This is a genomic window from Mycobacterium sp. NGS51, from assembly GCF_059812525.1.
Map to the genome: position 1 here is coordinate 69565 of NZ_JCALCV010000015.1, position 20756 is coordinate 90320.

At 65.9% G+C, this 20756-nt stretch carries 26 protein-coding genes; 10 read left to right on the top strand and 16 right to left on the bottom strand.

The window, feature by feature from the left end; genetic code table 11:
- Nucleotides 1-8 precede the first annotated feature (8 nt).
- The 3 genes from AC5Y5W_RS18160 to AC5Y5W_RS18170 all read right to left on the bottom strand — a co-directional run bounded on the left by AC5Y5W_RS18160 (nucleotide 9) and on the right by AC5Y5W_RS18170 (nucleotide 2848).
- The gene (locus AC5Y5W_RS18160) at nucleotides 9-695 is read right to left on the bottom strand and encodes a PhzF family phenazine biosynthesis protein (protein ID WP_500009293.1); all 687 of its coding nucleotides are present in this window, start codon (nucleotides 693-695) and stop codon (nucleotides 9-11) included.
- 46 nt (nucleotides 696-741) lie between these two features.
- Nucleotides 742-1761 carry an alpha/beta fold hydrolase gene (locus tag AC5Y5W_RS18165; protein ID WP_500009360.1) on the bottom strand — a complete coding sequence of 340 codons (1020 nt, stop codon included), beginning with the start codon at nucleotides 1759-1761 and terminating at the stop codon, nucleotides 742-744.
- Nucleotides 1762-1870: 109 nt separating this feature from the next.
- Nucleotides 1871-2848, bottom strand: a complete 978-nt coding sequence (locus AC5Y5W_RS18170) for a proteasome assembly chaperone family protein (RefSeq protein WP_500009294.1) — start codon at nucleotides 2846-2848, stop codon at nucleotides 1871-1873.
- Nucleotides 2849-3053: 205 nt separating this feature from the next.
- On the opposite strand from AC5Y5W_RS18170, the gene AC5Y5W_RS18175 reads away from it, so the two are divergent.
- Nucleotides 3054-3842 (top strand): trypsin-like serine peptidase, encoded by a 789-nt coding sequence (locus AC5Y5W_RS18175; RefSeq protein WP_500009361.1) that lies wholly within the window; start codon nucleotides 3054-3056, stop codon nucleotides 3840-3842.
- 16 nt (nucleotides 3843-3858) lie between these two features.
- On the opposite strand, the gene sthA is transcribed toward AC5Y5W_RS18175, so the two are convergent.
- The gene (sthA, locus tag AC5Y5W_RS18180; RefSeq protein ID WP_500009295.1) at nucleotides 3859-5265 is read right to left on the bottom strand and encodes a Si-specific NAD(P)(+) transhydrogenase; all 1407 of its coding nucleotides are present in this window, start codon (nucleotides 5263-5265) and stop codon (nucleotides 3859-3861) included.
- Nucleotides 5266-5411: 146 nt separating this feature from the next.
- On the opposite strand from sthA, the gene AC5Y5W_RS18185 reads away from it, so the two are divergent.
- Nucleotides 5412-6470: a DUF4192 domain-containing protein gene (locus AC5Y5W_RS18185; RefSeq protein WP_500009296.1), complete on the top strand. Its 1059-nt coding sequence runs from the start codon at nucleotides 5412-5414 to the stop codon at nucleotides 6468-6470.
- 15 nt (nucleotides 6471-6485) lie between these two features.
- Here AC5Y5W_RS18185 and AC5Y5W_RS18190 read toward each other — a convergent pair whose 3' ends face one another.
- From AC5Y5W_RS18190 to AC5Y5W_RS18200, 3 genes are all read right to left on the bottom strand, one after another.
- Entirely contained in the window at nucleotides 6486-7178 is a 693-nt protein-coding gene (locus AC5Y5W_RS18190; RefSeq protein ID WP_500009297.1) for an iron-dependent transcriptional repressor DtxR, read from the bottom strand.
- 178 nt (nucleotides 7179-7356) lie between these two features.
- Nucleotides 7357-8346 carry a sigma-70 family RNA polymerase sigma factor SigB gene (sigB, locus tag AC5Y5W_RS18195; RefSeq protein WP_499897191.1) on the bottom strand — a complete coding sequence of 330 codons (990 nt, stop codon included), beginning with the start codon at nucleotides 8344-8346 and terminating at the stop codon, nucleotides 7357-7359.
- Between the two features lie 118 nt (nucleotides 8347-8464).
- A complete protein-coding gene (locus tag AC5Y5W_RS18200) occupies nucleotides 8465-8887 on the bottom strand; it encodes a DUF3099 domain-containing protein (RefSeq protein ID WP_500009298.1) in 423 nt (140 codons plus the stop codon).
- An 84-nt stretch (nucleotides 8888-8971) separates the two neighbouring features.
- On the opposite strand from AC5Y5W_RS18200, the gene AC5Y5W_RS18205 reads away from it, so the two are divergent.
- Entirely contained in the window at nucleotides 8972-9211 is a 240-nt protein-coding gene (locus AC5Y5W_RS18205; protein WP_499885851.1) for a DUF3039 domain-containing protein, read from the top strand.
- Here AC5Y5W_RS18205 and AC5Y5W_RS18210 read toward each other — a convergent pair.
- Together AC5Y5W_RS18210 and AC5Y5W_RS18215 are read right to left on the bottom strand one after the other, a co-directional pair.
- Nucleotides 9198-10160 carry a YihY/virulence factor BrkB family protein gene (locus AC5Y5W_RS18210; RefSeq protein WP_500009299.1) on the bottom strand — a complete coding sequence of 321 codons (963 nt, stop codon included), beginning with the start codon at nucleotides 10158-10160 and terminating at the stop codon, nucleotides 9198-9200. The genes AC5Y5W_RS18205 and AC5Y5W_RS18210 overlap by 14 nt on opposite strands.
- Nucleotides 10161-10223: 63 nt before the next feature.
- Entirely contained in the window at nucleotides 10224-10418 is a 195-nt protein-coding gene (locus AC5Y5W_RS18215) for a DUF7455 domain-containing protein (RefSeq protein WP_499885854.1), read from the bottom strand.
- 126 nt (nucleotides 10419-10544) lie between these two features.
- On the opposite strand from AC5Y5W_RS18215, the gene AC5Y5W_RS18220 reads away from it, so the two are divergent.
- Nucleotides 10545-10916: a DUF952 domain-containing protein gene (locus AC5Y5W_RS18220; protein ID WP_500009362.1), complete on the top strand. Its 372-nt coding sequence runs from the start codon at nucleotides 10545-10547 to the stop codon at nucleotides 10914-10916.
- Between the two features lie 49 nt (nucleotides 10917-10965).
- Here AC5Y5W_RS18220 and AC5Y5W_RS18225 read toward each other — a convergent pair whose 3' ends face one another.
- Together AC5Y5W_RS18225 and ppgK are read right to left on the bottom strand one after the other, a co-directional pair.
- Nucleotides 10966-12528, bottom strand: coding sequence for an RNA polymerase sigma factor (locus AC5Y5W_RS18225; protein WP_500009300.1), 1563 nt, complete (start codon nucleotides 12526-12528; stop codon nucleotides 10966-10968).
- 189 nt (nucleotides 12529-12717) lie between these two features.
- On the bottom strand, nucleotides 12718-13527 hold the full coding sequence (ppgK, locus tag AC5Y5W_RS18230; protein WP_500009301.1) for a polyphosphate--glucose phosphotransferase: 810 nt from the start codon (nucleotides 13525-13527) through the stop codon (nucleotides 12718-12720).
- 95 nt (nucleotides 13528-13622) lie between these two features.
- On the opposite strand from ppgK, the gene AC5Y5W_RS18235 reads away from it, so the two are divergent.
- The gene (locus AC5Y5W_RS18235) at nucleotides 13623-14498 is read left to right on the top strand and encodes an inositol monophosphatase family protein (protein ID WP_500009302.1); all 876 of its coding nucleotides are present in this window, start codon (nucleotides 13623-13625) and stop codon (nucleotides 14496-14498) included.
- Nucleotides 14499-14560: 62 nt separating this feature from the next.
- On the opposite strand, the gene cei is transcribed toward AC5Y5W_RS18235, so the two are convergent.
- Nucleotides 14561-15211, bottom strand: coding sequence for an envelope integrity protein Cei (cei, locus tag AC5Y5W_RS18240; protein WP_500009303.1), 651 nt, complete (start codon nucleotides 15209-15211; stop codon nucleotides 14561-14563).
- Between the two features lie 240 nt (nucleotides 15212-15451).
- Here cei and AC5Y5W_RS18245 point away from each other — a divergent pair, with 240 nt between their 5' ends.
- A complete protein-coding gene (locus AC5Y5W_RS18245; protein ID WP_045382353.1) occupies nucleotides 15452-15754 on the top strand; it encodes a DUF4193 domain-containing protein in 303 nt (100 codons plus the stop codon).
- A gap of 10 nt (nucleotides 15755-15764) precedes the next feature.
- On the opposite strand, the gene AC5Y5W_RS18250 is transcribed toward AC5Y5W_RS18245, so the two are convergent.
- Nucleotides 15765-16241, bottom strand: coding sequence for a DUF3093 domain-containing protein (locus AC5Y5W_RS18250; RefSeq protein WP_500009304.1), 477 nt, complete (start codon nucleotides 16239-16241; stop codon nucleotides 15765-15767).
- Between the two features lie 25 nt (nucleotides 16242-16266).
- Between AC5Y5W_RS18250 and dut the strand changes: the two genes are divergently transcribed.
- Nucleotides 16267-16731, top strand: coding sequence for a dUTP diphosphatase (dut, locus tag AC5Y5W_RS18255; RefSeq protein ID WP_500009306.1), 465 nt, complete (start codon nucleotides 16267-16269; stop codon nucleotides 16729-16731).
- Complete coding sequence (locus AC5Y5W_RS18260) at nucleotides 16731-17474, top strand: DUF3710 domain-containing protein (protein ID WP_500009363.1); 744 nt, start codon at nucleotides 16731-16733, stop codon at nucleotides 17472-17474. Before dut ends, AC5Y5W_RS18260 begins: the two co-directional genes overlap by 1 nt.
- On the opposite strand, the gene AC5Y5W_RS18265 is transcribed toward AC5Y5W_RS18260, so the two are convergent.
- Nucleotides 17471-18169, bottom strand: coding sequence for an alpha/beta hydrolase (locus AC5Y5W_RS18265; protein ID WP_500009307.1), 699 nt, complete (start codon nucleotides 18167-18169; stop codon nucleotides 17471-17473). The genes AC5Y5W_RS18260 and AC5Y5W_RS18265 overlap by 4 nt on opposite strands.
- A gap of 170 nt (nucleotides 18170-18339) precedes the next feature.
- On the opposite strand from AC5Y5W_RS18265, the gene AC5Y5W_RS18270 reads away from it, so the two are divergent.
- Nucleotides 18340-18711 carry an OB-fold nucleic acid binding domain-containing protein gene (locus AC5Y5W_RS18270; protein ID WP_500009308.1) on the top strand — a complete coding sequence of 124 codons (372 nt, stop codon included), beginning with the start codon at nucleotides 18340-18342 and terminating at the stop codon, nucleotides 18709-18711.
- Between the two features lie 27 nt (nucleotides 18712-18738).
- Complete coding sequence (locus AC5Y5W_RS18275) at nucleotides 18739-19407, top strand: DUF3159 domain-containing protein (protein WP_500009309.1); 669 nt, start codon at nucleotides 18739-18741, stop codon at nucleotides 19405-19407.
- Here AC5Y5W_RS18275 and AC5Y5W_RS18280 read toward each other — a convergent pair.
- Nucleotides 19358-20020 carry a potassium channel family protein gene (locus tag AC5Y5W_RS18280; protein ID WP_500009310.1) on the bottom strand — a complete coding sequence of 221 codons (663 nt, stop codon included), beginning with the start codon at nucleotides 20018-20020 and terminating at the stop codon, nucleotides 19358-19360. The genes AC5Y5W_RS18275 and AC5Y5W_RS18280 overlap by 50 nt on opposite strands.
- The gene (locus AC5Y5W_RS18285) at nucleotides 20017-20688 is read right to left on the bottom strand and encodes a potassium channel family protein (RefSeq protein WP_500009312.1); all 672 of its coding nucleotides are present in this window, start codon (nucleotides 20686-20688) and stop codon (nucleotides 20017-20019) included. The genes AC5Y5W_RS18280 and AC5Y5W_RS18285 overlap by 4 nt, the downstream gene beginning before the upstream one ends.
- Nucleotides 20689-20756: the final 68 nt, after the last annotated feature.

Sequence of the window (20756 nt, forward strand, 5' to 3'; positions counted from 1 at the left end):
ACCGGTGGTTAGACAAAGCGGGTGACGCCCTCGTTGACCACGCGACCCGCCACTCGAACCCAGCCTTCCGGGTTCCAGGTGGTCTGGATCAGCGAGCCCTTGCCCTGGGTGATGGTCAGGTCGCGGCTGAGATAGTCGGTGATCCGGACCGCAGCAGATCCCGTCGCCTCGTCTTCGGGCACACCCAAACCCGGCGCGAACATTCTGGAACGCAGCGATCCCGCCGACTGGTCGGTCCAGGCCCACAGATAGTGCTGGATGTCGTCGGGAAAGTCGGCGGGGTTGGCCGCGGCGAGGTCATCGACTGAGTCGAGATCGTGGATCGCCAACTCCGGGGCCCACTCCGAGCGGGCGCTGATGGCGGTGACGTCGTCTTCGTAACTCACCTGCACAATCCCGGCCGGCAACTGCAGGGTGCGCAGCGGAATGCCCTGCTCGCGCAGCCACCACGACAGCCCGACGGCCGGGTGGCCGGCGAAGGCGAGTTCGGTCATCGGCGTGTAGATGCGGGCATGCGCGGTGGTCGAGCCTGCTTGCGGCATGTCGACGAATATCGTTTCGCTGTAGCCCAATTGGCTTGTCAGCTGTTGCCGTTCGGCGATTGGGACGGTACCCGAATCGACAATGCCGAGTGGGTTTCCGAAATTGCCCGCCGAGTCTGTGAAAACCCGCAACACCGTCACGTCGATGCTCATGGGGTGACTGTACGACGGTGCTTACCAGCGGCGTCCGCCGGACTGGTCAGGTGGCGCTGCGTTCGTCGGAACCCATGGCGCTCAAGACGGCAACGCGGGTGTCGTGCGGGCCCGAGACAGTCGGTTCACCGCTGCCGGCGCGCAACAGCTCACGCAGTGCGTCGGGATCGTATTCGGCGGGCTCGGTGGTGTCGATGAAGCGCTCGACGACTTTGACAAAGCGGTCGGGGTCGTCGTGGAACGGGAAGTGTCCGGAGCGCGCGAAGATCTCCAGTCGTGAACCGGGCATCGCCGCATGCGCCATCCGGGCATGGCTGACTGGTACCACCACATCTTCGGTGCCCCAAATGATTTGCACCGGAATAGATTCCATCAAGTAACACCGGTCCAGCATGGTGACCATCTGACCGCGCCAGTCCACCACGGCGCGCAAAGTCCGGGTGAATGCGGAGGAGGCCGTCGGCTCCGGCAAATCGGCCAGGATCCGCAACACATTTGGCAGGTCGTGGCCCAGTCTCGTCGACCCGAACACCATGCCCGCCGCACGTCCGGCGAACTGTACAGCCGGAAGCACCAACGGCAGCCGTAGTAATGACAGCGCCTCGCCGCCCAACGGCAGTGAGGCCAAGCGAAACACGAGGTTGACGTCCTTGGTGACACCGCCGGCGCCGACCAGGATCAGTCGCTCAACGAGCTGTGGGAACTGGTAGGCGAACTGCATCGCCACCCCACCGCCCAGCGAATGACCGACCACGGTGACCCGATCGATGTCGAGTACCGAAAGCAGATCACGCAGCCCGTTGGCGTAGGCCGCGGCCGAGTAGTCAGCGCGTGGCTTGTCCGACTGACCGTGACCCAGTAGGTCCACGGCGACGACGGTGAATCGCCGCGCCAGTTTGGCCTGCACCGTCTCCCAGGTGGTGGAGTTGTCGCCGATGCCGTGAATCAGCAGAATCGCCGGGCCCGAACCCGCGATCCGGTAGGCGCGTCGATAGCCGTGGATGGTGCGAAACTGCAACGAAGGCGCCGCCTCGCGCACCGGGCGCAGCTTTCGCTGTCGCCCGATGACATCGCCAACGTCGTTGTCGGCGGTCACAAGCGCCGCTCCTCTCCCCCCGCGAGTGGGCGGGTGTCGCCACCTCGCTTGCTCTGCATCCTCGCCGGAGCGTTAGGGCTCAAGTCCTGTCGTCGTCGTCGAACTTCTTCTCGGCCTGCTGAGCCAGGAATCGTTCGAACTCCGCGCCGAGTTCGTCACCGCTGGGCAGGTCTTCGTCACGCGTCAGCAGCGATCGGTTCTCCTGTGCGGCGACGAACGTATCGTACTGGCGCTCAAGTGCCGCTACGACCTGGGCCACGTCTGTGCTGGCCTCGACTTGTTCGTCGATCTTGGCCGCGATGTCGGCCGCCGCATCGACCAGCGCAGTCAGCGGCAATTGCAACGACCCGGTCTTGGCCACCTGCTCCAACAGCGCCTGCGCGGCAGCCGGGTAGTCGGTCTGGGCCAGATAGTGCGGGACGTGCACGGTGAAGCCGACGACCTCGTGGCCGTGCTGGGCCATCCGGTATTCCAGCAGGTTCGAAGCACTGCCCGGCACCTGGACCTCGGAGATCCACGGCGTGAAGTCGGCGATCAACTCGCGATTGTTCGAGTGTGCGGTCATCGTCACCGGCCGGGTGTGCGGAACCGCCATCGGGATGGTGCCCAATCCGATGGTCTGCCGTACTCCGAGGCGCTCGGCCAACAGTCGCACGGCACTGATGAATCGCTCCCACTTCAGATCCGGTTCCATCCCGGCCAGCAGCAGAAACGGTGTGCCGACGCTGTCGTGCAGCGCGTAGAGGCTCAACTCGGGATCGTCGTAGTGAGTGAAGTGATCGGTCTTGAACGTCATCAGCGGCCGGCGTGACCGATAATCCAGCAAGTCGTCGATGGCAAACGACGCCACCAACTCGGTGTCCAGGGCGTTTTTCAGGTGCGTCGCGGCCAGCCGGATGGCATGACCGGCGTCGGAAAACCCTTCCAGGGCATGGACCAGTACTGGGCCCCGGCCATCTGCAGACGACAACTGGGGCGCCGGGAACTCGAGCTCGTACATCCCGTTCTGCTCGGGCTGATAGTGCTGCCCGTGGTCCGCAGGCTGGTTGTGGCTCATCGTGTTGCCTCCTCGCCACGGCGCCGGATAGCGCACCGTGTCAAATAGTCTCTCTCAGGCGGGCGGGCTGGGTCTCACAGACCCCACTGGTTAGCTGACCCGCCCGTATGTTCGAAACGCGGCGGCACAAGTCCGCATTCCACGGGTACCCATTCGGGATAGCTGTTTCGCGCTTCCGCGGACGGGGGCATCATCGACAACGATGATGCGCACTGTTGTGGCGGCGGCAAGTGTGGCGGTCTTGGTCGTGTCGGGTTGCGGGCGCCATCCGGATCCTCCGCCGGCCACCAGTACAGCCCAACAGCATTTCCCTGGTCCCGCATCGTGGGTGGTGGCTGCGCCGGTAGATCCGGATCCCCGGGTGGGCGCCGTGTTCTTCGGTGCCGGTGATCTGCACACCTGTACCGGCTCCGTGCTGCATTCAGTCGGTGGCGACCTCATGCTGACGGCGGCACACTGCTTGGCCGCCGGCACAGCGGTGACGTTCGTACCCGGCCTTTCCGGAGCCGTCGCAGCGCCCGACAGCTGGACGTTGGACACGGTCTATCTCGATGCGCGGTGGACAACCGACAAGGACCCGCATGCGGATTATGCGATCGCGCGGGTCAGTCGGGCGGACGGTGCATCGATTGAGGCGGAGGTCGGTTCGGCGCTGACGCTGGGCACCGCGCCGCAGCCGGGCAGCGCGATCACTGTCGTGGCTTATCCGGCCGGGGTCGGCGGCACGCCGATCGGCTGCCGGGTCAAGAGCCAGACCGTGCGCGGCGGCTACCCGGCTGTGCCGTGCGCGGGGCTGGTCGACGGCACCAGCGGTGCGGCCTGGATCACCGGATCGACGGTGACCGGAGTGATCGGCGGCCTTGACGGCGGCGGCTGCGAAGAAAACGTGTCGTACTCCGCACCGTTCGACGAGCACACCGCGGCGTTGTTGGTGCGGGCCGAGGCCGGCGGTCCGGGCGACGCCGCTCCGCCGGCCCTGACCACCGAGTGTTAGCAGCCGGGGATGATGCTCAGCTGCGGAATTGGTTGAGCGCGCGCACCTTGTTGCGCACATCCAACGCCGCGACCTTGTATGCCTCGGAGAACGTCGGATAGTTGAACACCGCGTCGACCAGATAGTCGACGGTGCCCCCGCACCCCATCACCGCCTGCCCGATGTGGACCATCTCGGTGGCGTTGCTGCCGAAAATGTGCACTCCCAGCAGCGTCAGGTCCGCCGTAGAGACCAGCAGCTTGAGCATGCCGTAGGAATCGCCGGCGATCTGGCCGCGAGCCAGTTCCCGGTAGCGCGCCACCCCTACTTCGTAAGGAATCGCGTCTTTGGTCAGCTCCACCTCGGTGGCGCCAACATAGGAGACCTCCGGGATCGAGTAGATGCCGATCGGCTGCAACTCGGTCATGGGATCGGTCGGCTCGCCGAAGGCGTGGTAGGCGGCCAGCCGCCCCTGATCCATCGAGGTTGCCGCCAGCGCGGGAAAGCCGATCACATCACCGACGGCGTAGATGTGATCGACCTTGGTCTGGAACTGGTCGTCGACGAAAATCCTTCCGCGATGGTCGGTTTCCAGGCCGGCGTTCGCCAAGTCGAGGTCCTCCGTCTGGCCCTGCCGCCCGGCGGAGTACATCACCGTCTCGGCGGGAATTTGCTTGCCGCTGGCCAACGTGGTGATGGTGCCGGCAGCTCCGACGTCCACGGCGGTGACCTCCTCGCCGAACCGGAACGTCACGGCAAGGTCGCGCAGATGGAATTTCAGCGCCTCGACGATTTCGGGGTCACAGAAGTCGAGCATGGAATCGCGCTTTTCCACGACCGTCACCTTGGTCCCGAGCGCGGCGAACATCGATGCGTACTCGATCCCGATCACCCCGGCTCCGACGACGACCATCGACGCCGGCAGCGTCTTGAGGTCCAGGATGCCGTCGGAGTCGAGCACCCGTTCCTCGTCGAACTCGACCCCGCTCGGGCGCGCCGGCGTGGTTCCGGTAGCGATGACGACGAAATCCCCAGAGAGCGTGATTCGTTCGCCTCGGGAGACGTCCTCCACCAAGACGGTGTGCGGGTCGACGAAGCGACCGTGCCCGACAATCAGGTCGATCCGGTTGCGAATCAACTGCGAGCGCACCACATCGATCTGCTTACCGATCACGTGCTGGGTCCGCGACAACAAGTCGGCGGGGGTGATTTTGTCCTTGACCCGGTAGCTGGCGCCGTACAACTCGCGCTGGTTCATGCCGGTGAGGTAGACCACTGCCTCCCGCAAGGTTTTCGACGGAATCGTTCCGGTGTTGACGCAGACGCCGCCCAGCATCCGGCCGCGCTCGACAATGGCCACCGACTTACCCAGTTTGGCCGCCGCGATCGCCGCCTTCTGCCCACCCGGTCCTGAACCGATGACGATGATGTCGTACTCCCGCATCGAATTCACCATGCCATAGAGGTCTACGCCGGTTTCCTAGCCGCCGCACAGCGAACCGGCCAACAGTCGTGACTTCATCCACAGCAGATCGGCCCAGCCGGCGTTGCCGGTCATCCACTGACGGTCACCGTTGACAGCGTCGCCTCATGACAAAGCATCGAAAAGACTTTGAGTTGAATCGGCCAGGCGCGTTGATCGCCGCACTGCCCGCGGTTTTGGGGTTTGTGCCGGAGAGATCGCTGGTGCTGGTATCTGTCGACGGTGGCGAGCTGGGTTCGGTGATGCGCGTCGACCTATCCGCTCAGCTGACGCAGCGTCTCGGGCACCTCGCAGAGGTTGCCGCGGCAGCCGACCCGCAGGCCGCGATCGCGGTGATCGTCGACGCCGACGGAGCATCGTGTCCGGTGTGCAACGAGGAGTACCGCGAGTTGTGCACGACGCTCACCGAGGAGTTGTCCAGCCGCGACATCCTGTTGTGGGCCGCACATGTCGTCGATCAGGTGGCGCCCGGTGGTCGCTGGCACTGTGTCGACGGGTGTGGTTCCGGCGGCACGGTTGACGACCCATCATCGTCGCCGCTGGCCATGGCCGCCGTCCTGGACGGCCGGCGGTTGTATGCGCGGCGCGCCGACCTGCAGGCCGTCATCACGGCCGACGACCGGGCCGATAGCGACGAACTCGCCGCCGCACTCGACCGATACGCCGGATCGCGCGAGGCGGCCTATCGCGCGGATCCCGACGGCTGCACCCGTCGCGACGTTGAAGATGCGATGGCGGCCGCCGCGCGCGTGGCCGACGGGCAACCGCTTTCGGAGGTGGAGCTGGCCAAGCTCGGCTGCGCACTAGGTGATGTGCACGTTCGCGACACGCTCTATGCCCTTGCGGTGGGGGATAACGCGGGCGAGGCCGAGTCGCTGTGGGCGCTGCTCTCCCGTGCGCTACCTGAGCCCTGGCGGGCCGAAGCGCTGGTCCTACTCGCGTTCAGCGCGTATGCGCGTGGCGACGGACCGCTGGCCGGAGTGTCGCTGGAGGCCGCGCTGCATTGCCAACCGACTCACCGGATGGCGGGCATGCTGGACACCGCGTTGCAGTCGGGATTGCGACCCGAACATATCCGGGAACTCGCGCTGACCGGGTACCGGCTGGCCAAGCGGTTCGGTGTGCGCCTGCCGCCCCGGCGGTCGTTCGGCCGGCGTGCGGTCTAGGGCGCAACAGCCAGGTCAGACCTTCTCGACCTTGACGGCGTGAGCCATCTCGTGCGGCAGGCTGACGTTTTCGTGGCCCGGGATCACGATTGTCACGCCACCGGCCGGGTTGGTCTCCACGGTCACCCGTGCGTTGGGGACGACGCCGGCGTCTTTGAGGCGGCTGATCAGGTCGATGTCGCCTTGGACGTGCTCGGTGAGCTGCCGGACCACCACGGCGACCGGCGATCCGCCCGGCAGCTCGGTCAGCCGCACCAGGTTGGCGTCTTCGGCGCCGAACCCAGGCCCCACGCCCAGGTCCAAAAGCCCGGGAATCGGGTTGCCGAACGGCGAGGTCGTCGGGTTGTTGAGCACCTGCACAAGCCGACGCTCGACGTCTTCACTCATGACGTGCTCCCACCGGCAGGCCTCGGCGTGGACGTCTTCCCACGGCAACCCGATCACGTCGACCAGCAGCCGTTCGGCCAGCCGGTGCTTGCGCATGACGGCGATCGCCAGTGTCCGCCCCTTGTCGGTCAGCTCCAGGTGGCGATCACCGGCCACGTGCAACAGCCCGTCGCGCTCCATCCGCGACACCGTCTGGCTGACGGTAGGCCCACTCTGGTCGAGCCGCTCGGCAATCCGGGCACGCAGCGGGGTTACACCCTCTTCTTCGAGGTCGTAAATGGTCCGCAGGTACATCTCAGTGGTATCAACCAGGTCGTTCATTCCGCACCCTTCGTTGCACCTGAGTCTACTTGCCCAGCTGCGTGAATGGTCTGCTAACACACACGCACGGTCCTGGGGACGTACGCGCCGACGCGCCCTCTAGGATTCGCCGCGCTTGCCATCCCTACGGCAGCAGTATGCCCGCCGCAACGCGGCGGGCATACCCCCGTGACAGGTCTTAGCTGGCGTACGACCGCAACCGGTCGGCGCGCTCGCCGTTGCGGAGCTTGGCCATCACCTCGCGTTCGATCTGGCGCACCCGCTCGCGCGACAAACCGAACAGCTTCCCAATCTGGTCGAGTGTGCGGGGCTGGCCGTCGTCGAGGCCGAAGCGCAGCCGGATCACCTGATGCTCACGCTCGTCCAGCGTGGCCAGCACGCTGCGGATGTCAGTGTGCAGCAGCTCGGCGATCACCGCGTTCTCCGCGGACATCGCTTCAGCGTCTTCGATGAAGTCGCCCAGCGGGGCCTCTTCCTCCGAACCGACCGGCATGTCCAGGCTGACCGGATCGCGGCTGTGCTCGAGCAAGTCGTTGATTTTGTCGACCGGAATTCCCGACTCGTTGGCGAGTTCCTCGTCGGTGGCTTCGCGACCGAGGTTCTGGTGCAATTCCCGCTTGATCCGCGCCAACTTGTTCACCTGCTCCACCAGGTGAACCGGCAGCCGGATGGTGCGGCTCTGGTCGGCCATCCCGCGGGTGATCGCCTGGCGAATCCACCACGTGGCATACGTCGAGAATTTGAATCCCTTTGCGTAGTCGAACTTCTCCATCGCACGGATCAGCCCCAAGTTGCCCTCCTGGATGAGGTCCAGCAGCGGCATGCCGCGGCCGGTGTAGCGCTTGGCCAACGAAACCACCAGCCGCAGGTTGGCTTCCAGCAGATGCCGGCGCGCTGCTTCGCCGTCGCGCACCACAGTCGCCAGGTCACGCTTGCGCTTCTCGCCCAGGCGCTTGCGGGTATCGAGCAGATGCTGAGCGTAGAGCCCGGCCTCGATGCGCTTGGCGAGCTCGACCTCGTCGGCGGCAGTAAGCAACGCCGTCTTGCCGATGCCGTTCAGATACACGCGCACCAAATCCGCGGCAGGACTCTGAGAATCCAGATCGCTCTCAACCCGGCTGGTAGTGGCATTTGCCATAGCGGCCTCCTGATCGGCTTGAACTGTCATGTGGTCCAACGACTAACCCGTGACAAGAGTTCCCACCCGGCGGTGATCTCACACCCGTTGACGTGCGGGAATGTGCCGACGCCCTGAGAATGTGCTGAGAAGGTCAGTCCACGCCCAGTTATTCGGAGCCGGCACCGTCCGCGGTTGGTGATTCGGGTTGCGGCGCTGGACGAATGTCTCGCTCGAGTGCGGGACGCTCGGCGGTCGGGAACAGCGGGGTATGCCGGCGGGAAGGATCGAACCGGCGGGGTTCGTCGGCGCGGCGCGGCGGCCGGTCGTTGGCGATCAGCACCGCCATCCACGGCAACGGAATCGACGCGACGAGAATCAGCAGCGAGATCAATCCGTTGTGCCACGCGCCGTACGCGAGGGCGGCCAATACCAGCGCAGGAATCCGGAACGACATCAGCGTCAGGTACTTGCGTACCCGCTGACGATGCTGCACCTCGTAGGAGGGTGCGGCTGCTGTGATGAGCACCGGCCGACCGTCGCCGTCGAAACCCAGCTCGGAGCCGTGCTTCATCCATCCACTGTCCCACATTCGGCCCATTCCGGCACAGGTGCCTATTGCCCCGAGGCGGGCTCAGAGTCGGCTCAACGACCGGTTTCCGGCACAATGAGACGCATGCAGACCCAGACGATCGAACGCACCGATACCGACGAACGCGTCGACGACGGGACCGATAGCGACACCCCGAAATACTTTCACTACGTCAAGAAAGACAAGATCGCCGAGAGCGCGGTGATGGGCACACATGTCGTTGCGTTGTGCGGTGAGGTGTTTCCGGTCACCCGATCGGCCAAGCCGGGGTCGCCGGTCTGCCCGGACTGCAAACGGATCTACGAACAGCTCAAGAAGAGCTGACCCGCTCGTCGCTGACACGGCCCGAATCCTGATCGTCGGTGGTGCCGTTCTGTGCCCGGGATTTCAGCCAGCGTCGCATCCGATGCGCATGGGTCGCCGGCGCCGGCCACTCCTCCTGGATGGCGGCGTTGAGTTCGGCGCCCAGCATGATCGCGAAGCCCCCGAAGAAGGCGAATAACAAAAACGCGATCGGCGTGGCCAGTGCGCCGTAGGTGTAGCCGGTGGCGGTGATCCAGGTCAGATAGATGCGCAATCCCAAGGTGGCGATCAGAAACACCACGGTCGCCAGCACTGCGCCCAGGACCAGCCGGTGGGTCGGCAGCGCTTTGGGCAGCGCCACCCGATACAGGATCATCGCCGCGACCATCAACCCGGTGATCAGCGCCGGGTAGTAGCCGATGTCCAGCCAGCTGTCCGGGATGAACTGCGCCACCTTCCACTCGCCCCGCACCAAAAGCGGGGCAGTCGCGATCACGAACAGCAGCATCACGACATAGAGCAAAAGGGCGAACAGGCGCTGTCGCACCGGGTGGCGCAGCGGGGTCTGGTCGTGGGCTTCCACCACCGCATCGACGAACGCCGAGATCGCCGACGATCCGGCCCACAACGAGATCACGAAGCCCAGCGACACCACCTCACCCCGCGCACCCTTGTCGATGTCGCTGATCGTCGGCTTGATGATCTCGTTGACGACGTTCTCGGAAAAAAAGCTGTGCGCCAGCGTCACCAGGCGGTGCTCGATGACGGGCAGAGTGTCGGGACCGAACAGCGGCGCCACGTAGGCGAGGCTGCCCAGCATGCCCAGCAGCAACGGCGGCAACGACAGCGCCGACCAGAAGGCCGCCTGCGCTGACTCGGAAAAGATGGAGTCGTCCCAGCTTTTCGACAGCGTCCGGCGTGTGACACGCCAGACGTGATGCCGCGACGGCTTAACCCGTTGATCGCTCATGACCAACCCAGCATTCCTGACGAGTTGTCCTGCCGTCCGGATTGCCGGTAGGTGAGTTGTGTCTCAAGACTCCACAGGAGCGCTTACTTGCAGCACCGCCGCCAACTCAACCAACTTCGCCTCGTGCTCATTGGCGTGATGCTGGCAGAAGAGAAGTTCGGCGCCAGAGGGCAGCGTGGCGCGCACCCGGGCGGCCGCGCCGCACCGGTCGCAGCGATCAGCCCTAGTCAACTCCGGACTGGTCAAGGTCGCGTTCATGGCTACTCCGTTTCTGGCCTATCTCCACTGTCTCAGATGTCGGGGCGTTTGGCCTTCTTCCCCGAGTGGTTACCCGCTGTGTCGTTTCTCACGCCCTACCGGTTACACCTCGGGCAGGGTGGTTTTGTGAACCCTGATCCCGCGGTGCTGGTCCACCTCTGTTCAGCCGACCAGTGGTCTGCTGCCCAGACTCTCGGTGCCCTCCACCCCGAACCGACCGACGGCGCCGGATTCATCCATCTTTCGACACCGGGCCAGGTACATCTGCCGGCCAACCGCCTCTTCAGTGGACGCGTCGACCTGGTGCTGCTGTACATCGATCCGCCCCGGCTGGATGCACCGGTGCTTTGGGAACCGGGAGTTGCAACGGACCCGGAGTCAATGCTGTTCCCGCATCTGTACGGATCACTTCCGGTCGGTGCTGTGTTCAAGGTCACCGACTACCGGCCCGGCCCCGACGGAGCCTTCCCGGCGGCTTCGGAGTCGGAGTCGGCATAGACGCTTTGCCCGCGCCGTCGGCGCACCGGCCGGCATCGCCGGCCATAGCTCAGTCGAGGTAGTCGCGCAGAACTTGAGAACGGCTGGGGTGGCGCAACTTCGACATCGTTTTGGACTCGATCTGGCGGATGCGCTCCCGGGTGACGCCGTAAACCTGCCCGATTTCGTCGAGGGTCCGGGGCTGGCCGTCGGTGAGCCCGAAGCGCAGCCGCACCACGCCGGCCTCGCGCTCCGACAACGTCTCCAATACCGACTGCAGTTGGTCCTGCAGCAGAGTGAACGACACCGCGTCGACGGCGACGACCGCTTCGCTGTCCTCGATGAAGTCGCCGAGCTGACTGTCGCCCTCATCGCCGATCGTCTGGTCCAGGGAGATCGGCTCGCGCGCATACTGCTGGATCTCCAGCACCTTCTCCGGCGTGATGTCCATTTCCTTGGCGAGCTCCTCCGGGCTGGGCTCACGGCCCAGGTCCTGCAGCAGCTCACGCTGGATGCGGCCCAGCTTGTTGATCACCTCGACCATGTGGACCGGGATGCGGATGGTGCGCGCCTGGTCGGCCATCGCCCGAGTGATCGCCTGGCGGATCCACCACGTCGCGTAGGTCGAGAACTTGTAACCCTTGGTGTAGTCGAACTTTTCGACCGCACGGATCAGACCCAGGTTGCCTTCCTGGATCAAGTCGAGAAATGCCATGCCGCGACCGGTGTAACGCTTGGCCAGCGAGACCACCAGACGCAGGTTGGCTTCCAGCAGATGGTTTTTCGCCCGGTCGCCGTCCCGGCAAATCCATGACATGTCACGCCGCTGGGCTGCGGGCAACTTCTCGCCGCGCTCGACCAACTCGGTCATCAGCTGGGTGGCATAAAGCCCGGCCTCTATTCGCTTGGCCAGCTCCACCTCTTCTTCGGCGTTAAGCAGCGCCACTTTGCCGATCTGCTTGAGGTAAGCGCGTACCGAGTCCGCCGACGCAGTGAGCTCAGCATCCTTTCGGGCTTGGCGCAACGCCTCGGACTCGTCCTCATCCCATACGAAATCGCCTGAGGCCTTGTCCTTTTCGGTGGGTTCAGCGATTTCCTCGTCGTCGTCGGTGGAGCCCTCAGCGGGCGCCTTCTTGGTCGAGGCGGTCTCCGAGTCGTCGGTTTCGGCTTGTTCGTTGTCGGTATCGTCGTCGCCGTCGGAGGACGCATCCTCCTCGAGGTCGTCGAGGTTCAGCTCGGCGGCGTCGATCTCGATATCGTCGCCGGGTTCACCGTCGAGTTCCGGCTCGGTGTCGAGGTCCTCATCGACGGCATCTTCGGCAACGACCTCGCGGTCCTTCGGGGTGTCCTTGGGCGAAGCTGCCTTCTTCCCACGCCCACTGGCCGGCGAGGACTTGGCAGCGGCGCTTTTCGCCGGTGTGCGGCTCTTCTTGGCGGCGTCAGCACCGTTGGCTTTGGCGGCTTTGGCCGGCGCCTTACTGGCGCGTGTCGTTGTCTTGGAGGCCCGTTTGGCGGGGGCGGCGCCGTTTGCGGATTTGGCCGCGGGTCGCTTCGCCCCGGCTTTGACGGGGGACTTGGTAGCGGAGCGCTTCACCGGCTCGTCGGTCGCCGGGCTTGCCTTGGTCGCTGCCACGTAAACCCCTTCAGTAGGACTCAGTCTTCAAGCCGAGCCTTCGGTGCTCCTGGGCGTGCGTTACCGAAAGTGTCGGCTATGTCGGATGTCGGTCTTGATATCAGCTTGGATGCTCGCCGCTATGGGTTGGGCGGCTGCCGGTGACCAGTGTAACGACCGGGCGCGGCCACATTGCCCGGAGCGCGCAATTCAGTGGGTGACATCCCTGGTCGCCGCCATCGCCGCGCCGACGATTCCCGCTGTGTTCTGCAGGGCGGCGGCGACAACCGGCGTCCGGTTCTCGAGCAGTGGCACCCATTTGTCGGCCTTGCGGCTGATTCCGCCACCGGCGATGAACAAATCGGGCCAAAAGGCGTTCTCGAAAGCGACCAGTACTTTCGTCACCTGTTTCGCCCATTTCTTATAGCTCCAGCCGTGCTTGTCCCGCACCGACGACGCGGCACGGTGTTCGGCTTCTTTGCCGCCGACCTCGAGGTGACCGAATTCGGTGTTGGGCAGCAATATCCCGTTGTGGATGACCGCCGACCCGATTCCGGTGCCGAATGTGAGCAGCACCACAACGCCGGTTTTGTCTTTGCCCGCGCCGTAGCGCTCCTCGGCCAGCCCGGCCGCATCTGCGTCGTTGAGGACGACGATTTCTTGGCCAGCCAACTCCCCGCCGATGACGTCGCGTGCGTTGGTCCCGATCCACCCCTTGTCCACATTCGCTGCTGTCTGGACGACGCCCTCGGTGACCACGCCGGGGTAGGTCACCCCCAGCGGGCCCGACCAGCCGAATTCGTTGACCACGGCGGCGATGGTCTTCGCGACTGCCGACGGCGTGGCCGGCTGTGGCGTCGGCAGCTTGAATCGGTCGCCGACGAGCTCACCGGTGTCCAGATCGACGATCCCGCCCTTGATCCCGCTGCCGCCCACGTCGACGCCGAAGCCGCGCCGCTGGGGCGTCGCGCCAGGCCCGTCGGTCGCAGACGAAGCCGTGGTCGAGTCGCTACTGGTCATCGCATCTCCTCGGCGGGATGTGGCTGTGGCCCACACCCTAATGGGATGCCCCCGCCGCGGGGATCCCCCAGCGACGATTGTGATGCGATAGAGCGGTGACGACACCTGACAACAGTCCTGCTCAGCTGCGTTCGGTGGCCGAAGCGCTGGCCGGCGAGGCGGCTGAGTTCGTGCGCCGTCGTCGCGCTGAGGTGTTCGGCGCCGACGCGAGTGTCTCGGCAAGCGAGGCGGTGCAGACCAAGTCCACTCCGACGGACCCGGTGACCGTCGTCGATACCGAAACCGAGCGGTTGCTGCGTGATCGACTGGCGCAGCTGCGATCCGGCGACCCCATTCTCGGTGAGGAAGGCGGTGGGCCGGCCGATCCCTCAGCGAGCCGTGCCGACACGGTCACCTGGGTACTTGATCCGATCGACGGCACGGTGAACTTCGTCTATGGCATCCCGGCCTACGCGGTCTCGGTGGCCGCGCAGATCGACGGCGTGTCGATTGCCGGCGCGGTCGCCGACGTCGTCGGCGGCCAGGTGTATTCGGCTGGGACCGGACTCGGTGCGCACCTCGCCGACGGGCAGGAAACCCGTCGGCTGCGATGCACCGATGTCGACGATTTGTCGATGACACTGCTGGGCACCGGGTTTGGCTATTCCAGGCGGCGCCGCACAGCCCAGGCGGCGCTGGCGGCCCGGATGCTGCCGGTGGTCCGCGATGTGCGCCGCATCGGTTCTGCCGCACTGGATTTGTGCATGGTCGCGGCGGGCCGACTGGACGCCTATTACGAGCACGGGCTACACGTGTGGGATTGTGCCGCCGGCGCGTTGATTGCTGCCGAGGCGGGAGCGCGGGTAGTGCTGCCGGATCCTGGGGCGCCAGCCGGCGGCGCCGGGCTGGTTGTGGCGGCGGCACCGGGGATCGCGGACGAATTGCTTGCTGCCCTCGACCGATTCGGCGGGCTGGCGCCGATCCCGGGCTGAGGTCTGATTCACCGGCTTCTGCTCGCGCCCCGCCGCGGCGCGCATCGTCCGCTGGACCGAAATCAGCAGCTGTTGGCGTGGATCTTCGACAGCAGCGCAGGATCTGGTGGCTCGCCGGGCCCTGGCCGTAAGCCGGCGAGCACCGCTTCGATGTCATCGCTGTGGGCCAGCGCGGTGAACTCGGTACCCAGCGCCAGATCGACAGAGTCGTCGGAGCGGTCGTCGCGGAACAGTTCGGTGCATGGCGCCACCACCCACAGGGCAGCCGCCGCAGCCTGCCCGACCTCGCCGAAGCGGATCTGGCCCTGGCAGGCCAGTCGGGTGTTGGCATAGATCGGGTCGTTGGCGGCGGTCGGTTGGGCGAAGCCCAGGTCGCGCAGCGTGCCCGCGACGTCGCCGGCCTGGCCGCCGCGCCCGCTGGCATTGAGGACCCGAATCTTGGTATCGGCCAGTTTGGCCGGGGTGACGTTGATCATCGTGCTGTACGGGACCGGCTCACCCAGCCGTGGTTGGCCCGGATCGGTCTGCGGCGGCGGGGGATTGCAGATCGCGACCTCGTCGACGTCGGACGGACGGGTCAGTGCAATCGTCCAGATAAAGCCGGTTGCCAGCACCAAAAAAATCAGCAGGAACATAGCGGGCCGGATGTTGCGGCGGCGAAATGGGCGACCATGTTTGTCGAACGCGGTGCCTTCGGTGATTTGCGCGACCACGGGAGCACTCTAGCGGCGATCACGAGCGCGGCGTAGCCGGGCGCGGTGGGTCGCCGACCACGGGACTAGCGGCGATCCGAACGCGATGTTTAGAACGAGATAGGGCGGTCAAGATACGTGTGTGACGTAAATCACACTTGAACAAACCGGGTTACGGGCACGAATCGTTTGGCGGATGCGTTCGACGCTGGTACAAAGCGTTGCTTGCAGGGTTTATGAGGGGAGCGAGGGGAAAGGCCGATGGCTACCGACTATGACGCCCCAAGGCGCACAGAGACCGATGACGTTTCAGAGGATTCGTTAGAGGAGCTCAAAGCGCGGCGCAATGAAGCGGCGTCGGCCGTAGTCGACGTCGACGAATCCGAGTCCGCTGAGTCGTTCGAACTGCCTGGCGCCGACTTGTCCGGCGAAGAACTGTCGGTTCGTGTTGTTCCTAAGCAAGCTGACGAGTTCACCTGCTCGAGCTGCTTTCTGGTGCAACACCGCAGCCGGCTGGCCAGCGAGAAGAACGGCGTGATGATCTGTACCGACTGCGCGGCCTGAGCGGGTTGGGTCAGCTCCGCAATGCTGACAGCACCCGCTGCGGGTGACGGCAGCTCACCAACCAGTACGGCGTCGGGTCGTCGGGGTCGTCGAGCACGACCAACACCATCGGACCGACCCAGCCTCGGTGCAGTACGTAGGCCGCGGGATCGAGTTGGCGCCCTAATGCCGCAGACTTGGCCGAGCGTGGGACCTCCGCGGAACGGGCGATCGCCGTGACAGGCAGATGCGCCTCACCGGCCCACAGCTCGACGCCGTCGTCGGCGACGGTGACCCGAATCTCCATCCGGCCCAGCCACAGCAACGCTCCGGCGGCCACCCCGAACAGGACCGCAAATGGCAACCAGTCGGGAAGCGTCGGCACGCCGTGGTTGACCTCCAACGCGATGAGGGCCGCAGCCGCGAAACCCAGTGGCCACCACCACCATGGCACCCATAAATGCTCGCGATACCGCACACTTTGCGGCGCGACGCGCGTACCCGACACGCGGTCAAGGGTAGTCTGTGCCCCCGTGTCGACCAGTCTGGCGATCGTCCGCCTCGATCCGGGACTCCCACTGCCTAGTCGCGCCCACGAGGGGGACGCCGGCGTCGACCTCTACAGCGCCGAGGACATCGAACTGGCGCCCGGTCACCGTGCCCTGGTGCGCACCGGCATTGCGGTGGCCATCCCGCTCGGAATGGTCGGGCTGGTGCATCCGCGCTCCGGATTAGCTGCGCGAGCGGGGCTTTCGATCGTCAATAGTCCCGGGACCATCGACGCCGGCTACCGCGGGGAGATCAAGGTTGCGTTGATCAATCTCGATCCTGCGGCCCCGATCCTGGTGCACCGCGGCGATCGCATCGCCCAGCTGCTGGTGCAACGGGTGGAGTTGGTCGAGCTGATGGAGGTGGCGTCGTTTGACGAGGCCGGCTTGGCGGTCACGTCTCGTGGCGACGGCGGTCACGGCTCCTCCGGCGGACACGCGAGTTTGTGATCATGGCATTCGGTAAAAGCAAACCCCAAGACGACTCGGCCGAGGCGGAGGTGGCGGTCCCAGTGGAAAACCCGGAGCCGACAGCCGAAGCCGAATCCGACGTCGAACTCGACGGCCCATTCGACATCGAAGATTTCGATGATCCCGCGGCCGCTGAAGTGGCCCGCCTGGACCTCGGCTCGGTGCTGATCCCGATGCCCGGGGACGGTCAGCTGCAAGTCGAACTCACCGATACCGGCGTCCCGAGTGCGGTGTGGGTGGTCACGGTCAACGGCCGGTTCACCATCGCCGCGTATGCGGCGCCGAAGACGGCCGGATTGTGGCGGGAAGTGGCCACCGAACTCGCTGATTCACTGCGCAAAGACGGCGCGAAAGTGACCATCCAGGACGGCCCCTGGGGCCGGGAAGTTGTCGGCAGTGCGGCCGGAGAGGTGCGTTTCATCGGAGTCGACGGCTACCGCTGGATGATCCGTTGCGTGGTCAACGGAACACACGAGACCATCAACGCGCTCACCGAGGAAGCCCGGGAAGCGCTGGCGGACACCGTAGTCCGTCGCGGCGATACACCACTGCCGGTGCGGACGCCGCTGGTGGTGCAGTTGCCCGAGCCGATGGCAGCGCAGCTGCGGGAGGCCGCCGCCCAACAAGCGGCCGCGCAGCAAGATGACCCCGACCCGGCCGCTCGGCGCAGCGCCCAGGGGTCGGCCATGCAGCAATTGCGCAGCACCAGCACCGGAGGCTAAACGGCCCCCAGCGCCGCCAGACACGCGGCGCCCAGCGCAGCCGGGTCGGCGCCGATCTGATCCAGCGTCACGGTGCGCAAGGCGGCTCGCGGTGCGGCGGCCGCCCATTGCACGCCGACCTCGACCGGATGGATCGGGTCGTCGACGGCCGCCGCCACCGCCAATGGCGCTGCCAGACCCGCGAGCTCTGTACAGGTTGGTGCGACGTAGTCCGCCGCCTCGTCCATCGCGTCGGGGAGTTGTGGCCACTGCCCCAACCATGAACGGGCCAGCTCGTCGCCCAGCCACGGCGGGCTGGACTCCCGCATCTGTGCCGTCGTCGCGGCCAATCCCTCCCGGCGAAGTTGCGCCGCGGAATGCCGCGCCGCGTGCGCGGCCGGCGCATCGTCGGGCGCACCCCCCCAGGCGGGCAGCGCGGCCAGCACCGCTACCGCGCGATCGGGATGGGCCAGCGCCCATGCGGCGGCCACCGCGGCGCCGATCGAAACACCGCCGACGGCGATCGGCCCGCCGCGCGCCGCGTCGTCCAGGGCGGCGAGATAGCCGCGCACCAAGCCGCCCGCCCGCGGAGGTGGTGCCACAATCAGCGCGCCGGCCGCACGCAACGGGTCACCGAAGGCCCGCCGGATGTAGTCGTCGTCGGAGCCCGTGCCGGGCAGTATGACGGCGGAAACACCACTCAAGTCGACGGTCACAGCTTGATACTGCCTGCCGTTCGCGGGGTATCCACCCGACACCCCAGGCGCTGCGTGGCGTTGAGGAACCAACGGGTCTACGGTGTCCGTTGGTATAGCAGGGTTACGGTTTCGGCCGCCAGCCGCGGATTGGTTCCCGCGGGAAGCGACCGAAGTGATCAGAAGAGGTGATGGCGACGCCCGAAGGCTATCTGCGCCGGCTCACTCGGCGCTTGACAGAGGACCCCGAGCAGCGCGACGTCGAGGAGTTGTCCGACGAGGCAACCAACACCGGCGCACAGCGCGCGATCGACTGCCGCCGTGGCCAGGAGGTGACGATGGTGGGGACCTTGCGCAGCGTGGAAGCCAACGCCAAGGGCTGTGCCGGTGGGGTTCGTGCCGAGTTGTTCGACGGCACCGACACCGTGACGCTGGTGTGGCTGGGGCAGCGTCGTATTCCGGGCATCGACTTGGGCCGCATGCTGCGAGTGCGGGGTCGCCTGGGCAAGCTGGACAACGGCACCAAGGCGATTTACAACCCGCATTACGAAATTCAGCGCTGAGATGAATCCTGACGGGCGGGAATGACCATGGCAGATGACCGCACCGGCGCCGCCGAACGGGTGATGGCACACCTGGGCGGTGTGAGCGGAATGGTCTACTCTTCGCTGCCTGTCGTGGTGTTCGTCGTCGTGTCCGGTATGTCGGGAGTGATCCCGGCCACCGGCGCGGCGCTTGGCGTGGCGGCACTGATCCTGCTGTGGCGACTGATCCGGGGGGAGTCCACCCGACCAGCGGTATCCGGATTCATCGGCGTTGCCATCTGTGCGTTGATCGCCTACGCGCTCGGAGAGTCCAAGGGGTATTTCCTGCTGGGCATCTGGGTGTCGCTGGTGTGGGCGACAGTCTTCGCGGTGTCGGTGCTGATCCGCCGGCCCGTTGTGGGCTACTTGTGGAGCTGGTGGGCCGGAGATGACCGCAGCTGGCGTGACGTGCGTCGCGCTGTCTACGCCTTCGACCTCGCGACCCTGACCTGGGTGCTGGTCTTCGGGGCCCGTTTTGTGGTGCAGCGGCTGCTTTACGACGCCGACGAGACGGGTTGGTTGGGTGTTGCGCGGATCGCAATGGGCTTGCCGCTGACCGCTGCGGCCGCCGTGGTGACCTATCTGGCGATCAAAGCCGCGCAGCGTGCATCGAGTCCGGTCCTGGTCAGTGTGCGGGCAGAAGCAGCTGGCGCAGCTCCGCCTCCACCTCAGTAATGGCGACGAAGAGCAACTCGTCGCCGCCCTCCAGCGGTTCGTCGCCCTGCGGCACAATGACGCGCGGCCCGCGCAGGATCGTCACCAGCGCCGCGTCACGCGGCAGGTCCAGCTTGCGTACCGGCTTGCCGCCCCACGGCGTGTCGTCGGGCAGCGTGATCTCGACGAGGTTGGCCTGGCCCTTGCGGAACTCCATCAGCCGCACCAGATCTCCGACTGCGACGGCCTCTTCGACCAGGGAGGCCAGCATCCGCGGGGTGGATACCGCGACGTCGACGCCCCAGGCGTCGGTGAAAAGCCATTCGTTGCGGGGATCGTTGACCCTTGCCACCACCCGAGGTACCGCGAACTCGGTTTTGGCCAACAGGCTGAGGACCACGTTGGCCTTGTCATCACCGGTAGCGGCGATGACGACGTCGAAGTCCTCGAGGTGGATCGATTCCAGCAAGCTCAACTCGCAAGCATCGCCCAGCCGCCAGTGCGCTGCCGGGATTGCATCGACATCGAGGTGTTCGGGGTTGCGCTCGACCAGGCTGACTTCGTGGCCACTTTCGATGAGTTCCCGCGCGATCGAGCGGCCCACCGCGCCGGCGCCGGCAATCGCGACTTTCACGACTCGAGATCTTCGCTCGGCGGCAGAGCGGCAATGGCCACCGCCTCGGCGGCGCGGCCGGATATCGCGGCGACGTAGACCTGATCGCCGGCCTGAATGACCGTCTTCGGTTCGGGTAGCAGCCCGCTTCCGAACCGGATCAAGAACGCCACCCGGGCTCCGGTCGCTGTTTCCAGATCGGTCAGCCGATGTCCCACCCAATCCTCATGCAGCACCACTTCGACGACGGCGACGGTGCCCGTCGGATCGCGCCACTTGCTGGTTTCAGACTCCCGCGTCAGCGCGTTGAGGAGGCGATCGGTAGTCCACGGCACGGTGGCGATCGTAGGGATGCCAAGCCGCTCATAGACCGCGGCGCGTTTGGCGTCGTAGATCCGTGCCACCACACGCTGCACGCCGAAGGTTTCCCGGGCCAGCCGCGCCGAGATGATGTTGGAGTTGTCGCCGGACGACACCGCGGCGAAGGCATCGGTCTCCTCGATGCCCGCCCGCAACAGCACATCACGGTCGAAGCCCAGGCCCAGCACCCGGTCGCCGGCGAAATCCGGGCTGAGCCGGTTGAAGGCAGTCCCGTCGCGGTCGATGACCGCGACATCGTGGCCGATCCGGGACAGGCCGTCGGCGACCGAAGACCCGACCCGGCCGCACCCCATCACCACTACCCGCACCTGAGGTCCTTTCGGCTGCGTTCTGCTCGTCTACGGAACGCTACCGCCAATCGCCGGTGGGCTTACTC